The organism is Ewingella sp. AOP8-B2-18 (assembly GCF_052376015.1).
In the GTDB taxonomy this organism is placed as follows: Bacteria; Pseudomonadota; Gammaproteobacteria; order Enterobacterales; family Enterobacteriaceae; genus Ewingella; species Ewingella allii.
The window spans coordinates 17,129-32,625 of sequence record NZ_JBQSVB010000011.1 but is presented as its reverse complement, the minus strand read 5'-3'; the positions used below and the strand labels follow the sequence as shown (position 1 = coordinate 32,625).

Genomic DNA, 15,497 nt, shown 5'->3' with positions numbered 1-15,497 from the left:
GTTTTCGATCCTTACGCTTTAGAAGACAATTCTTCGATGGTGTGGAATTGGTTGGTGTAAATACAGATATCCCCGGCAATGCTCAGCGACTTCTCAACGATGTCACGAGCGCTCAGTTCTGTATTTTCCAGCAACGCGCGAGCAGAAGCCTGAGCGTAAGGACCACCGGAGCCGATAGCAATCAGGTCATTCTCAGGCTGAATCACGTCGCCGTTGCCGCTAATGATTAGCGAGGCATTTTCGTCAGCGACGGCCAGCAGCGCTTCAAGGCGGCGCAGCATACGGTCAGTACGCCAGTCTTTCGCCAGTTCTACGGCGGCTTTGACCAGATGGCCCTGGTGCATTTCCAGTTTGCGTTCGAACAGCTCAAACAGCGTGAAGGCGTCAGCCGTGCCGCCCGCAAAGCCGGCGATCACTTTGTCGTTATACAGGCGACGTACTTTCTTCACGTTGCCCTTCATCACGGTATTTCCCAATGTGGCTTGACCATCACCACCAATAACGACCTGGCCGTTGCGGCGTACACTTACAATTGTTGTCACGAGCAGTTCCTCGTTGCAGACGGAAAAGATCCCCGCACTCTTGTGTTACACATCAGTGTCACACAAGAGCACGAGGCATATTGAAGTTATAGATTGGGGAGGAAAATGGGTTTTCAACCCCCGGTTGCGAGGGGAATGCAACCGGAGATGCCAGCGTTTTTAAGACGCGACAGGGTGCCGTCAGCGCCAGCACGATTATTGTAAGGGCCGATAACGACGCGATTCCAGCCGCCACCGGTGGTGATTCGGCCTTCAAAACCTTCAAATGCCAGCTTGGCGCGTTGCGATTCTGCCTGCTCGCTACCTTTGAAAGAACCGCACTGAACCATAAAGCGCTGGGTTTTTTCCTGCTCTTTCGGTTTGTCCTTCGGTTTTTCCGGCGCGACTTCAGTAATGGCAGCAGGTTGCTGCTGCTGAGGCTGCTCTTTCGGTTTCGGCTTCGGCGCCACAGGCTGAGTTTGCGCCTGAGTCTGAGGAGCACGAACCGGCTGCTGCGTCTGCTGCACGTTTCTCGGCGTAGTCTGCTGAGTATTGTGCTGCACATTCTGTTGCTGCTGTTGCACAGGCTGCCGCTGAGTGTAGGTCGGCTGCACGTTCTGTTGAGAATAAGTCTGCTGAGGCTGCTGCGTATACGGCTGTTGCGACGTGGTCTGACGTTGGGCAGGCTGCGTGCGCGTCGCCTGCGTTGGGTCGTTATACGGCACTTCGGACAGCGTGGTCGGCTGCTGGCGCATGTCGGCCTGCATCTGGTCCAGCAACTGGCGCTGTTCCGGCGTCAACTGCGTTTTAGTCTGCACATTGCCACCCGCCGTCGGCTCAGTCGGGGTAGACACGCCCATCTGACGATTTTCCAACTCTTTGATATAACGCCAGCGTTCTTCAGGTTTTGGCGGCAAGCCGTTGCCCGGCCGAACAGGGTGCGTCGGCAGAATCGCTGCATCTTCAGGTTTATTGTGCGTAATAAAATAGAGGCCACCAATGAACACCACCAGGACCGCAACGGCTAATACCACCATGGTTTTGGAGATCATCGGGGAACTGCGTTTTTTTCGGCTAGTTGGTTTCCGCCGCGCTCCTGAGCGCCCACGGCTTACATAGTCTCTTTGTGCCACTATCGTTTCGCTGCGTCGTAATGATGGAAGAAGTGCGTCATGTTACTGAACCTTGAACCTTATCTGAAACGAAAACTTAATGAAGTATAAACATATAATTAGCGTTTGGGTGCGGCGGTACTACCGCGGATGACCAGTTCGCTTTCCAACAAACGTGAGCCACTTTGTACTGAATGCCCATTGAGCTGCTCAAGCAATAATAACATGGCCTGACGACCAAGCTGGAATCTTGGTTGAGCCACCGTGGTTAAAGGCGGGTCGAAGTACTGACTTTGCTTGATATCATCAAAGCCTACCACCGATAAATCTTCTGGAATGCGCAGACCCATCTTCTTGGCCTGGAACATCGCGCCGATAGCCATCACGTCGTTGTGGCAGAAAATCGCCGTTGGCGGCACTGGCTGCGACATCAAATCGATCAGCGCCAGCGCGCCCGACTCATAGCTAAAATCGCCTTTCGCCGAGTAGTCTGCTTCCACATTTAATCCACTGCGGCGCAGCGCCTGAATATAGCCCTGAGTGCGGTACTGACACAGCGGCATTTGGTCCGGGCCGGTAATGCAGCCAATGCGCTGATGGCCCAAGCCAATCAGATAATGCACGGCTTCATAGGCGGCGGTCAGGTTATCAATGTGCACGGTCGGCAATTCCAGCTCTGGCGCGAATTCATTGGCCATCACCATTGGCGGCAAATTGCGCTGTTCTTCTTTGCTGGCGTCGAAAGGCAGGTCCGAGCCGAGCAGCAGCATACCGTCAATCTGCTTAGTAATAATCAGATTAATAAAGGTTTTCTCTTGCTGGTTCTGCTGGGCGCAATCGCCAATCAGCACCAGATAACCATGTTCAGCCGCGGTGCGCTCGATCCCTTGGATCACATCCGCAAAGTAGGGATCGCAGATGTCGGGGACGATCACCAGAATAGTGCGGGATTCGTTGCGTTTTAAGTTCCGTGAAAGGGCGTGAGGAGAGTATCCAACGGCGAGCACCGCCTGCTCGACCTTTTGGCGAGTGGGCGCTGAGACCTTTTCCGGATTCATTAATGCACGAGATACCGTCGCGGTCGAAACACCGGCCATTTCAGCTACGTCTTTCATCGTCGCCGCGTTTAAATCTTTCTTCTCGTCCAACGCATCTCCCCTTGCAACAGCATCATTCTGATACGACAACATGGATGTTCCTCTCAACGCGACACCCTTCTGGGTGCGCCTAACCTATCCGGCTTTTGGCGGCTGCGTAGCTCATCACATTCTAAACAGATTGTGGTTAGGATTTGTTACCTAATTTGCATCAAAAGTGTGACGCAGATGCTTTTTTTAGATCCATCCCGCATAAATGCAATCGATTAGCTGTCGATAGGGTCGACATCCAGCGTCCATTTAACCTTTTTCGCTTGGGGCAGGGCGTTAATCAGCGACTGCGAGCTTTTCAACAGCTGCTGCAAAACGCGGCGTGAAGGGTGCTGCAATAAGAGCTGCCAGCGGAAACGGCCGTTGCGCTTGGCGGCCAGCGCCGGGACGGGGCCGAGTATCCACAGCGACTCATCTTTTAGCGGGCTGGATTCCAGCAAATTGCGTAACTGCTGCAAGAACAGTTGGGATTGCTGATTATCGTGATCCTCGGAGCGAATCAGAATATGGCTGGTGTATGGCGGTAAAAAGACGCTTTTACGCTCGGCCAGCGTCTGCTTGGCGAAGGCGTCATAGCCCTGCTCCAGCAGCACTTTCAACAGCGGATGTTCCGGATGGTGGGTTTGTAGCACCACCTCCCCCTGCTTGCCAGCGCGGCCCGCGCGGCCTGAAACCTGGGTATAAAGCTGGGCGAATCGCTCGGCGGAGCGGAAATCAGCTGAGAACAGCGCGCCATCGACATCCAGCAAGGAGACCAGCGTGACGTCGGGGAAGTGGTGCCCCTTAGCCAGCATCTGCGTGCCAATCAGGATGCGCGCGCCGCCGCGATGCACTTCCGCTAGATGCTGCTCCAGCGAGCCTTTGCGGCTGGTGGTATCGCGGTCGATACGGGTAATGGGCGTGTCGGGGAACAGCGGGGCAAGCTCCTGCTCAAGCTGCTCTGTGCCGACACCCACCGAAACCAGCTGCGTCGAGCCGCAGTGCGGGCACTGGTGCGGCACCGCGCGCTGGCTGTCACAGTGGTGGCAGCGCAGCTGACGCTGGTTTTGGTGCAGGGTGTAGTAGTGGTCGCAGCGCTGGCACTCGGCTATCCAGCCGCATTCGTGACACAGCAGCGCGGGCGCGTAGCCCCGGCGGTTAAGGAACAGCATCACCTGATTATCGGCTTTCAGATGCTGCTGCATGCGCTGGATCAGCGGCTGAGAAAGGCCAACCTTGAGTGGCATGCCTTTTAAATCAATCAGCTGCTGCTGTGGCGGCTTGGCATTACCGGCGCGCTTGGTGAGTTTTAACTGGCGATATTTGCCCAACTCGACGTTGTTGAGTGTCTCGAGAGCCGGCGTCGCCGACCCCATAATGATCGGAATATTTTCTTCGTGGGCGCGGAACACGGCCAGATCGCGCGCGTGGTAGCGCCAGCCTTCCTGCTGCTTATATGAGCCGTCGTGCTCTTCATCGATGATGATCACGCCCAGCCGGGCAAAAGGGGTAAATAAGGAGGAGCGGGTGCCAATCACAATCCCGGCTTCGCCATTGCGGGCGCGCAGCCAGACGGCGAGGCGTTCGCTGTCGTTCAGGCCAGAGTGCAGCACGTCCACCGGGGCGCTAAAACGCTCGCGAAAGCGCGCGATGGTCTGTGGCGTCAGGCCAATTTCCGGCACCATCACCAGCGCCTGTCTCCCCTGCGCCAGAATATTTTCCAGCACGCTTAGATAGACTTCGGTTTTGCCTGAACCTGTCACACCGGCCAAAAGCCATGCCGAGAATTGCTGGTCTTCGCTGCGAATCGCCCCGACGGCGGTGGCCTGTTCGGTGTTTAATCGCAGACGTTCGCCCACCACGCTGAAGTCGCTGCGCCAGTCGTGAGTCTCGGGCGCAATGCTGCGCAGGTCGGCCAGCCCTTTGGCCCGCAGAGCCTGTAGCGCAGCGTCGGTTAGCTCAAGGTCGCTGACCTGATGGCGATAAATTCCGCCCTGCATTAAGGCCGCCATCGCCTGCTGCTGTTTCGCCGCGCGTTTTAAGCTCTCAAGGGGCGTCGCCCGCCCTTGTTCGGTGGCGAACCACTGCCACAGCGGGGTTAATTCAGCAGGCTTTCCCTGTCTCAGTAAGACGGGCAGGGCGTGGAACAGCACTTCGCCAAGGGGAAAATGGTAATAGTCGGCGGCCCACAGCAGGATGCGCCATAAATCTGGGGTAAACAGGCTGGAGGCGTCGAGCACCTCGCGCACCGGTTTGAGCTTGTCGATGCCAAACTCGCTGCTGTCGCTGACCGCGACGACAATGCCAATTGCATCGCGTTTACCGAAGGGTACGCTAACGCGACAGCCTTTTACTACCACCATGCCATCAGGCAAAAGGTAGTCAAACGTGCGGGCGAGCGGGACGGGTAAAGCAACGTGGGCAACAGGCATTAAGGGGTCCAGACTTTAAAAAAATGACGAGATAGTGTACACTGTGTCGTTCGAAATGCATGAACATCATTGCGCGGCATAAATAGATTCTGTATGATTCGCCGCCTTTGGTGCATTTCGCATCAAAACCTAATCATCCACTACGCGTGGTGTCCGACGAAACAGGGTTGGATAGCGACGCGGCCTTAAGAAGAGGTTTTCCCATGAAAGACGGTATCCATCCTAAATACGTAGAAGTTACTGCAAACTGCTCATGCGGTAACGTGATCAAAACTCGCTCAACAGTGGGTCACGATCTGAACCTGGACGTTTGTGGTAACTGCCACCCGTTCTATACTGGTAAACAACGTGAAGTTGCTACCGGTGGCCGTGTTGACCGCTTCAACAAGCGTTTCAGCGTGCCATCCAGCAAGTAATATTTGCTGTAGAGCAAGAAAAGGCGCCAATGGCGCCTTTTTTGTTGCCTGCTATTTAGCAAAAGGTTGGTAAACCACAACCCGTTTCACTAAAACGCTTCGCTTATCCATTTCACGCACAGCCTGCACGAACAGAGCTCTCTTCCACTGCTCTTCCACTGAAAAACACTCTGCCACTAAAAATGATCCCTGCACGGCGTGGCCGCACAGGTCTTCATCATCAGCTTTTACTTAGTATTCCCAAGTATCAGGGTCAACGCCCAGCTCGCGCATCAGGATTTTCGCTGCTTCTGGAATTTCATCGCTGCGCTCTTTACGCAGGTCTGCATCGTTCGGCAAAGGCTGGCCGGTAAAGGCATGCAGGAAAGCCTCACACAGCAATTCACTGTTGGTCGCATGGCGCAGGTTGTTCACCTGACGGCGAGTACGTTCGTCAGTGAGAATTTTAAGAACCTTCAGCGGAATGGATACCGTGATTTTTTTTACTTGCTCGCTTTTCTTACCGTGTTCAGCGTAAGGGCTGACATATTCGCCGTTCCACTCAGCCATGGGACACCTTAAATTTATCAAAAAAAATAATGTTCTGAAAACCGGGGGATTATGCCCGATTTTCACTGATCTCACTAAATAAATGTCCCTTCAGGACCGGTAATTTCAGAGAAATGTGCGCTGGGTTATTCATTCAGCCACTGAATGCCAGTCCGGCTCTTCCACGCTGCACAAGGCCAGAGGACTCTGATACCTACAATTTTAGCGGGTATTCCCCTGACGCTCAATCTATACGCAAAGAAGTTTAGATGTCCAGATGTATTGACGTCTATCTTGTCAGCGATTAATCTTTGTTACCTCATCCTCAGCACCCCCGGCAGGGAGAAACAACGTATGACGCTCAAGCAAGCGACGATAGCCGTCGGAAGTGGCCTCAATAGTGACCAGCAATATGGCTGTGTGGTTCCACCGATTAACCTTTCCAGCACCTATAATTTCGAAGATTTTAATCAGCCACGAGCCCACGACTACTCCCGACGCGGTAACCCGTCGCGCGATATCGTGCAGCGCGCGCTGGCTGATCTCGAAGGCGGTGCCGGTGCGGTAATGACCAGCAGCGGCATGTCGGCCATTCATCTGGTGTGTACGGTGTTTCTTAAGCCTGGCGATCTGCTGCTAGCGCCTCACGACTGCTACGGCGGCAGCTACCGCCTGTTCGACAGCTTGAGCAAGCGCGGTGCCTATCGCGTGAAGTTTGTGGATCAAGGCGACCCGCAGGCTCTGGCGGCGGCGCTCGAGGAAAAACCTAAGCTGGTGTTGATTGAAACCCCAAGCAATCCGCTGCTGCGCGTGGTAGATATTCAGGCCATTTGCGATGCTTCGCACGCGGTCGGTGCGCTTACCGTGGTGGACAACACCTTCCTCAGCCCGGCTTTACAACAGCCGTTGAAACTTGGCGCGGATTTAGTAGTCCATTCATGTACTAAATATCTGAACGGTCATTCAGACGTGGTGGCTGGTACGGTGATTTCGAAAACTGCCGAGCACGCGACCGAACTGGCGTGGTGGGCGAATAACATCGGCGTGACCGGTGCGGCTTTCGACAGCTATTTATTACTGCGCGGCCTGCGCACGCTCACCGTGCGCGTGAAACAGCAGCAGGAAAATGCGTTAGCTATTGTTGCTTATTTACAGCAGCAACCGCAGGTGAAAAAGCTGTATCATCCTTCTCTGCCAGAAAACCAAGGGCATGAGATCGCTCGCCGCCAGCAGTATGGTTTTGGCGCGATGATCAGTTTTGAATTCGACGGAGATGAAGCCCATTTGCGTCATTTCCTCTCGGCATTGAAGTTATTTACCCTCGCGGAGTCTCTGGGCGGGGTGGAAAGTCTGATATCCCACACGGCCACCATGACTCACGCAGGCATGGCACCTGAAGCGCGCAAAGCGGCGGGGATTTCCGACAGTTTGCTCAGAGTTTCTGTAGGTCTCGAAGACAGTGAAGATTTGATTGCTGATCTGGAACACGCATTCCAGGCAGCGGCAACGAGGTAAGAATGAATGCAATAGCGGTAGCAGCGCCGGCAGGAAGTCGGCAGTTGCACAAATTTGGTGGTAGCAGTCTGGCCGACGTGAAATGTTATTTGCGCGTGGCTGGGATCATGGCCGAGTACGGCAATCCGGGCGACATGATGGTGGTGTCGGCGGCGGGCAGTACCACCAACCAGCTGATCAGCTGGTTGAAGCTAAGCCAAAGCGATCGTCTGTCGGCACATCAGGTGCAGCAGGCGCTACGTCGCTATCATACTGAGTTGATCACAGGGCTTCTGCCGCCAGAAATGGCAGAACCGCTTATTGCTCATTTCATTCAAGACCTTGAGCGTCTGGCCGTTTTGCTTGATGGCAAAATTACCGACGCGGTCTACGCCGAAGTGGTCGGGCATGGCGAAGTCTGGTCTGCCCGCCTGATGGCCGCTGTACTGTCGAAAAAAGAGCTTCCTGCCGCGTGGCTCGACGCGCGCGAGTTCTTGCGCGCCGAGCGCGCCGCTCAGCCACAGGTGGATGAAGGTCGCTCTTATCCTTTATTACAGCAACTGCTGGCGCAACATCCTCAGCATTATCTGGTAGTTACCGGCTTTATCTCGCGCAACGATGCGGGCGAAACCGTGCTGCTGGGGCGTAACGGCAGTGACTACTCGGCCACGCAAATTGGCGCGTTGGCGGGGGTGAATCGCGTCACCATCTGGAGCGACGTCGCCGGTGTTTACAGCGCCGACCCGCGCAAAGTGAAAGATGCCTGCCTGCTGCCGTTGCTGCGTCTGGACGAAGCCAGCGAGCTGGCCCGTCTTGCCGCGCCAGTGCTGCATACCCGTACGCTTCAGCCGGTGTCCGGCAGCGATATCGACTTGCAGCTGCGCTGTAGCTATCAGCCGGAACAAGGCTCGACGCGCATTGAGCGCGTGCTGGCTTCCGGCACCGGCGCGAAAATCGTCACCAGCCACGACGATATCTGTCTGATCGAAATCGCTATCCCTAGCGAGCACGATTTCCAGCTGGCGCATAAAGACGTCGAGCTGCTGCTCAAACGCGCGCAAATCAAACCGCTGGCCACCGGCATCCACCCGGATCGCAACCTACTGCAGCTTTGCTACACCTCAGAAGTGGTAAACAGCGCGCTGCTGGTGCTGGAAGAGGCCGGTCTGCCGGCACGTTTATCGCTGCGTGAAGGTTTGGCGATGGTTGCGCTGGTGGGGGCCGGGGTGTGCAAGAACCCGCTGCACAGCCACCGTTTCTATCAAGAACTCAAAGACCAGCCGGTGGAATTCATCTGGCAAGCCGAAGATGGCATTAGTCTGGTTGCCGTGCTGCGTCTTGGGCCAACTGAGCATTTGATTCAGGGGCTGCATAAGACCCTGTTCCGCGCTGAAAAGCGTATCGGCCTGATGCTGTTTGGCAAAGGCAATATCGGTTCGCGCTGGCTTGAGCTGTTTGCCCGCGAGCAGAAAAACATTTCCGCCCGCAGTGGTTTTGAATTCGTGCTGGCCGGCGTGGTGGACAGTAAACGCAGTTTGCTCAACTACGACGGGCTGGACGCCAGTCGCGCCTTGGCCTTCTTTGAAGACGAAGCCCGCGATCACGATGAAGAATCGCTGTTCCTGTGGATGCGTGCTCACCCGTATGACGATTTGGTGGTGCTCGACGTCACCGCCAGCGGCGATATTGCAGACCAGTATCTGGACTTCGCCAGTTACGGTTTCCACGTGATTAGCGCCAACAAACTGGCCGGGGCCTCTGACAGCAACAAGTACCGCCAAATTCGCGACGCCTTCGCCAAAACCGGCAGCCACTGGCTGTACAACGCCACCGTGGGCGCGGGTTTGCCGATTAACCACACCGTGCGTGACCTGCGCGAAAGCGGCGACAGCATTCTGGCGATTAGCGGGATATTCTCCGGCACGCTGTCATGGCTGTTCCTGCAATTTGACGGCACCTTGCCATTTACCGAGCTGGTGGATCTGGCGTGGCAGCAAGGGCTGACTGAGCCTGACCCGCGCGTCGATTTGTCCGGTCAGGACGTGATGCGCAAGCTGATTATTTTGGCGCGTGAGGCGGGCTACGATATCGAGCCGAGCCACGTTCGCGTCGAGTCTCTCGTGCCGGAAGGCTGCGAAACCGGCTCGGTTGATCAATTCTTCGAAGACGGCGAAGCGCTGAATCAGCAGATGCTGCAACGTCTTGAGGCGGCGCGTGAAATGGGGCTGGTGCTGCGTTACGTGGCGCGTTTTGATGCCAACGGTAAGGCGCGCGTTGGCGTGGAAGCCGTGCGCGATGACCATCCGCTGGCGTCGCTGCTGCCTTGCGATAACGTGTTTGCTATCGAAAGCCGCTGGTATCGCGATAACCCACTGGTGATTCGCGGGCCGGGCGCGGGGCGCGATGTCACCGCCGGTGCGTTGCAATCTGACCTTAACCGTCTGAGCCAGCTACTTTAATTCTCTTAAACCCCTTCCGACGCCTGTCGGGAGGGGCTTCATGCCGTTTTTTCCTCCTCGCCAATACTTTATTCCCCAACTTGAAATTCATTCAATTTGAGTGAAGATTAATCATAGTTAGACGCTTTTTTGTCGTTGACACATTTGCTCGCATCCTTCATTGTCTATCCATACGTTTAGGTGTTTAGACGTCTAGATGCTTACAAATCTAGAACAAATCAATAACAAGATGTCGTGAGCCACGAGGTAGAAAGCATGAGTTTTTTCCACGCCAATCAACGCGAAGCTTTGAACCAGAACCTGTCAGAGTTGCAGGGCCAGTTTAACGTCTCTTTTGAGTTTTTCCCGCCGCGCACTAGCGAGATGGAAGACACGCTGTGGAGCTCTATCGATCGCCTGAGCAGCCTTAAGCCGAAATTCGTTTCCGTGACCTACGGCGCGAACTCCGGTGAACGTGAGCGCACGCACAGCATCATCAAAGGCATTAAAGAGCGTACCGGGCTGGAAGCTGCGCCGCATCTGACCTGCGTGGACGCCTCCCGTGAAGAACTGACGCAAATCGCCCAGGATTACTGGGACAGCGGCATCCGCCACATCGTAGCGCTGCGCGGCGACCTGCCTCCGGGCGGCGGCGTTCCTGAGTTATACGCCACGGATCTGGTGCAACTGCTGAAAGGCGTGGGCGACTTCGATATCTCCGTGGCGGCGTATCCTGAAGTTCATCCTGAAGCCAAAAGCGCGCAGGCTGACCTGATTAACCTGAAACGCAAAATCGACGCCGGTGCCAATCGCGCCATCACCCAGTTCTTCTTCGACGTCGAAAGCTACCTGCGTTTCCGCGATCGCTGTGCCGGACAGGGCATTGATGTGGAAATCGTGCCGGGTATCCTGCCAGTCTCTAACTTCAAACAGCTGACGCGCTTTGCCACCATGACCAACGTGCGCGTGCCGCACTGGATGACGCGCCAGTTCGAAGGCTTAGACGATGACCCGGAAACCCGCAAAATGGTGGGAGCCAACATCGCCATGGACATGGTTAAAATCCTCAGCCGCGAAGGGGTGAAGGATTTCCACTTCTACACCTTGAACCGCGCCGAAATGAGTTACGCCATCTGCCACACGCTGGGGGTGCGTCCGGGCCTTGCCACTCCATTGAGTGCAGCCGTCTAACCATTCAAATCCTATGCATAAAAAAACCGGCTTAATCGCCGGTTTTTAGTTTTTGCTTCTCTTAACTTGTCAGCACTAGCCGGTGTTGCGCATACCCGCCGCCACGCCCGCAATCGTCACCATCAACGCCTGCTCAACGCGCGCATCTGGCGTACTGCCTTCTTTCTCTAACTGGCGTGAGCGGTGCAGCAACTCGGCCTGCAGCACGTTCAGTGGATCAGTGTAGACGTTACGCAGGGCGATAGACTCGGCAATCCACGGCAGGTCAGCCATCAGGTGGTCATCGTTGGAAATCGCCAACACCACCTTGATGTCGCTTGCCAGCTGGTCGCGCAGCTTCTGGCCCAGCGGCCACAGCTCTTTATCCACCAGACGCTGGTCGTAATACTCCGCCAGCCACAGGTCGGCTTTGGCGAAGACCATTTCCAGCATGCCGATACGCGTCGAGAAGAACGGCCAGTCGTGGCACATCGCCTCAAGTTCATCGCGTTTACCGGCATCTACCACGGCTTGCAGGCCCGCACCCGCGCCGAGCCAGGCTGGCAGCATCAGGCGGTTTTGCGTCCAGGCGAAGATCCACGGAATGGCGCGCAGGCTTTCGACGCCGCCGTTGGCCTTGCGCTTCGCCGGGCGTGAGCCCAATGGCAGTTTGCCCAGCTCTTGCTCCGGCGTCGCCGCGCGGAAGTAAGGCACGAAATCTTTGTTTTCGCGCACATAGCCGCGATACATGTTGCAGGAGACGTCGGACAGCTGCTCCATAATGTCCACCCAGGCTTTTTTCGGCTCTGGCGGCGGCAACAGGTTGGCTTCCAGAATTGCGCCGGTATAGAGCGCCAGGCTGCTGATGGTGACTTCTGGCAGGCCGAACTTGAAGCGAATCATCTCGCCCTGTTCGGTGACGCGCAGGCCACCCTTCAGGCTGCCCGGAGGCTGAGAGAGCAAGGCCGCGTGGGCCGGAGCGCCACCGCGACCGATAGAACCGCCGCGTCCGTGGAACAGCGTCAGCAGCACGCCCGCTTTCTCGCAGGTTTTGATTAATGCGTCCTGAGCGCGGTATTGCGCCCATGAAGCCGCCATCACGCCAGCGTCTTTCGCCGAGTCGGAATAGCCAATCATCACCATCTGTTTGCCCTGAATGGTGCCGCGATACCAGTCGATATTCAGCAGCTGAGTCATCACTGAGTCAGCATTGTTCAGGTCATCAAGGGTTTCGAACAGCGGCGCTACCGGCAGAGTGAACGGGCAACCCGCCTCTTTCAGCAGCAGGTGAACGGCCAGCACGTCAGACGGCGTTTTCGCCATAGAAATGACGTAAGCGGCAATTGAGCCTTCCGGCGCTTCGGCAATTACCTGACAGGTGTCGAGCACCTCTTTGGTGTACTCGCTCGGCTCCCAGAAGCGCGGAACCAGCGGGCGCTGTGAGTTCAGTTCGCGGATCAGGAAGGCCTGTTTGTCAGACTCTGACCAGCTTTCGTAATCGCCCAAACCAAGGTAACGGGTGATTTCGGCAATGGCGTCGGTATGGCGGGTGCTCTCTTGGCGGATGTCGATACGCACCAGCGGCACGCCGAAGCAGCGCACGCGGCGCAGGGTGTCCAGCAGCTGGCCGTTGGCGATAATGCCCATGCCGCAGGCAACCAGAGACTGGTAGCAGGCGTAGAGCGGCTCCCACAGCTGGTCATTGTTGACCAATAAATCGTGAGGCTGTGGCAGGCGTTCGCCTTTAAGACGCGCTTCCAAATAGACCTGCGTGGAGGTCAGCTGGCTGCGCAGGCGCTTCATGATCACGCGGTAAGGCTCAATGCCTTCTTCACCACCGGCGCGCTCGCGCAGTTCATCAGTGGCTTCGGTCATGGAAAGCTCGGAAATCAGCACCGCGACGTCGCGTAGGAACAGATCAGTGGCTTTCCAGCGGCTCAGTAAAAGAACGTGGCGCGTGATGTCTGCCGTGACATTTGGGTTGCCGTCGCGGTCGCCCCCCATCCACGAGGTGAAGCGCACCGGCACGGCTTCTACTGGCATTTTGTAGTCCAGCGAGGTTTCGAGCTGTTCGTTGAACTCGCGCAGGAATGACGGCACGCCTTCCCACAGGCTATTCTCAACGACCGCAAATCCCCATTTGGCTTCATCAACCGGGGAAGGGCGGTGTTTACGAATTTCATCGGTATGCCATGACTGGGCAATCAGCTGGCGCAGGCGGCGCATAATCTGCTTGCGCTCGTAATCCGCCAGATCGTTATGGTCGAGCTGCTTGAGGCAGTTGTTCACTTCCACCAATTTGTGGATCAGCGTCCGGCGGGCAATCTCTGTTGGGTGAGCCGTCAGCACCAGCTCGATAGAAAGCTCTTCAACCGCGTCACGCAGCTGCTGGTCGGTCAGATTTTTGGCTTTCAGACGCTCAATCAGCTGCGCCAGCACTTCAGGGTTGCTGGCCGCTTCGCCATTAGGCGAAATGCTGTGGTACTGCTCGGCCACGTTGGTCAGATTGAGGAATTGGCTAAAAGCACGGGCCACTGGCAATAACTCGTCGTTGGACAAGTTTTGCAGCGTGGAGAGCAGCTCTTGGCGATCTGCTTCATTTCCAGCGCGTGAGGATTTGGATAACTTACGAATTTTCTCAACACGATCAAGGATATGTTCTCCCAACGTATCTTTGATGGTGTCGCCAAGCAGTTTACCTAAGGTACTGACATTACTGCGCATTGCGGAATATTGTTCGTTCATATTACCTCTGTTGACCTCGGACCCGATTTTTATAATTTGTAGATAACTTTCACCCGTAAGGCTGTGACGCCTTTTTCTGTCTGCCAAACCTTCTCTTTTTTTAATTACACAACTGTTTTACCGCAAAAACGTCGTTTCCTTCACTAAAAAAAGGCATTTTTCGTCAATGTGGCTGAAATTTAATTACAGCTCACAAGGTATCAGTTTGTCTAATCAGCATATTGTCCAGTATCAAGAGCGCCCTGCGACGCCCTTGATATGGCTGCTCTTTCTTCACTTATACGTGATGGCAGAAGTGATGAACCACTTGCGCGATCAGCTCGCGAGTCGGCTTGATGAAGGCGGTATCGATGTATTCATCCGGCTGGTGCGCCTGCTCAATCGAACCCGGCCCTAAGACCAGTGTCGGGCACAGCTCTTGGATAAACGGCGCTTCGGTACAGTAGTTAACAATCTCCGTTTCCACGCCCAGCAGCTTCTCCACCACCTGCACCAGCTGGTGGTCCGGCGGGCATTCATAGCCCGGAATCGGCGGATGCAGCTCTTCGATGGCGACGCGGCCCGGCCAGCGACTGCTAACTGGCTCCAGCGCTTCTTGTAACAGGCCGTCGAGATCAGACAGCGTCAGCCCCGGCAGTGGGCGGATGTCCATATGCAGCTCACAGCAGGCGCAAATACGGTTGGCCGCATCGCCGCCGCTAATGTGGCCGAAGTTCATGGTTGGATAAGGAATGACAAAGCCGCTGTGGTTGTAGCGCTCTTTCAAAGTGTTACGCAGGCCAATCAGCTGGGTAATGGAGTCATGCATCAGGTCGATAGCGTTCACGCCGCGCGCCGGGTCGCTAGAGTGGCCCGATTGCCCGGTGATGCGAATCGCATTCGAAATATGGCCTTTATGCGCACGAACCGGCTTCAACGACGTCGGTTCGCCGATGATCGCGCAGTCTGGGCGAATGGCGGTATTTTTCGAAAAATAGCTCGCGCCTGCCATGGTGGTTTCTTCATCGGCGGTGGCGAGGATATATAGAGGTTTAGTCAGTTTGGTCGTATCAATATCCCGCAGCGCATCGACGATAAAAGCGAAGAAACCTTTCATGTCGGCGGTACCCAGACCATAGAGCTTATTTTCATGCTCGGTCAGGGTGAAAGGGTCGCGAGTCCAGCGGCCATCGTCAAAGGGGACGGTATCGGTATGGCCCGCCAGCAGCAGGCCGCCAGCGCCTTGGCCCACGCTTGCCAACATATTGAATTTATTGCGAGTATTCGGCACAGGTTGGATTTCAACCTTAAAGCCTAGATCGCGGAACCAGCCTGCTAACAGGTTGATTAGCTTTTCGTTGCTTTGATCTAATGCGCTGTCTGTGGCACTGATCGAAGGTATCGCGATTAATGCCCGATAAAGCTCAATAAAAGGAGGTAATTTCATCTTCACTGTTGACAGCCTTTAGTTAGGGTAGTATTCATATTCATGCAGTTTATGTGAATAAAAATACAATATGCCAGCGCGTAAGGGA

11 protein-coding genes are annotated in these 15,497 nt (G+C 55.5%); 4 read left to right on the top strand and 7 right to left on the bottom strand.

The annotated features are described in order from the left end of the window. Positions 1-11: 11 nt before the first annotated feature. The 4 genes from hslV to priA all read right to left on the bottom strand — a co-directional run bounded on the left by hslV (position 12) and on the right by priA (position 5,192). Positions 12-542 (bottom strand): ATP-dependent protease subunit HslV, encoded by a 531-nt coding sequence (hslV, locus tag ACT3RR_RS18705; protein ID WP_353503852.1) that lies wholly within the window; start codon positions 540-542, stop codon positions 12-14. Positions 543-655: 113 nt separating this feature from the next. Then, the gene (gene ftsN, locus ACT3RR_RS18700; protein WP_396132738.1) at positions 656-1,654 is read right to left on the bottom strand and encodes a cell division protein FtsN; all 999 of its coding nucleotides are present in this window, start codon (positions 1,652-1,654) and stop codon (positions 656-658) included. 98 nt (positions 1,655-1,752) lie between these two features. Beyond that, a complete protein-coding gene (cytR, locus tag ACT3RR_RS18695; RefSeq protein WP_396132739.1) occupies positions 1,753-2,823 on the bottom strand; it encodes a DNA-binding transcriptional regulator CytR in 1,071 nt (356 codons plus the stop codon). A gap of 173 nt (positions 2,824-2,996) precedes the next feature. After that, positions 2,997-5,192, bottom strand: a complete 2,196-nt coding sequence (priA, locus tag ACT3RR_RS18690) for a primosomal protein N' (protein WP_353503854.1) — start codon at positions 5,190-5,192, stop codon at positions 2,997-2,999. 203 nt (positions 5,193-5,395) lie between these two features. Between priA and rpmE the strand changes: the two genes are divergently transcribed. Continuing rightward, the gene (gene rpmE / locus ACT3RR_RS18685) at positions 5,396-5,608 is read left to right on the top strand and encodes a 50S ribosomal protein L31 (protein WP_353503855.1); all 213 of its coding nucleotides are present in this window, start codon (positions 5,396-5,398) and stop codon (positions 5,606-5,608) included. A gap of 231 nt (positions 5,609-5,839) precedes the next feature. Here rpmE and metJ read toward each other — a convergent pair whose 3' ends face one another. Then, entirely contained in the window at positions 5,840-6,157 is a 318-nt protein-coding gene (metJ, locus tag ACT3RR_RS18680; protein ID WP_034794630.1) for a met regulon transcriptional regulator MetJ, read from the bottom strand. A 333-nt stretch (positions 6,158-6,490) separates the two neighbouring features. Between metJ and metB the strand changes: the two genes are divergently transcribed. The 3 genes from metB to metF all read left to right on the top strand — a co-directional run bounded on the left by metB (position 6,491) and on the right by metF (position 11,259). Beyond that, positions 6,491-7,651 (top strand): cystathionine gamma-synthase, encoded by a 1,161-nt coding sequence (gene metB, locus ACT3RR_RS18675; protein ID WP_496200908.1) that lies wholly within the window; start codon positions 6,491-6,493, stop codon positions 7,649-7,651. Positions 7,652-7,653: 2 nt separating this feature from the next. Next, positions 7,654-10,089: a bifunctional aspartate kinase/homoserine dehydrogenase II gene (locus tag ACT3RR_RS18670; RefSeq protein WP_353503857.1), complete on the top strand. Its 2,436-nt coding sequence runs from the start codon at positions 7,654-7,656 to the stop codon at positions 10,087-10,089. 255 nt (positions 10,090-10,344) lie between these two features. After that, positions 10,345-11,259 (top strand): methylenetetrahydrofolate reductase, encoded by a 915-nt coding sequence (gene metF, locus ACT3RR_RS18665; RefSeq protein ID WP_353503858.1) that lies wholly within the window; start codon positions 10,345-10,347, stop codon positions 11,257-11,259. Between the two features lie 75 nt (positions 11,260-11,334). Here metF and ppc read toward each other — a convergent pair whose 3' ends face one another. Together ppc and argE are read right to left on the bottom strand one after the other, a co-directional pair. Further along, complete coding sequence (gene ppc / locus ACT3RR_RS18660; protein WP_353503859.1) at positions 11,335-13,983, bottom strand: phosphoenolpyruvate carboxylase; 2,649 nt, start codon at positions 13,981-13,983, stop codon at positions 11,335-11,337. A 277-nt stretch (positions 13,984-14,260) separates the two neighbouring features. Continuing rightward, on the bottom strand, positions 14,261-15,415 hold the full coding sequence (gene argE, locus ACT3RR_RS18655; RefSeq protein WP_353503860.1) for an acetylornithine deacetylase: 1,155 nt from the start codon (positions 15,413-15,415) through the stop codon (positions 14,261-14,263). Positions 15,416-15,497 lie beyond the last annotated feature (82 nt).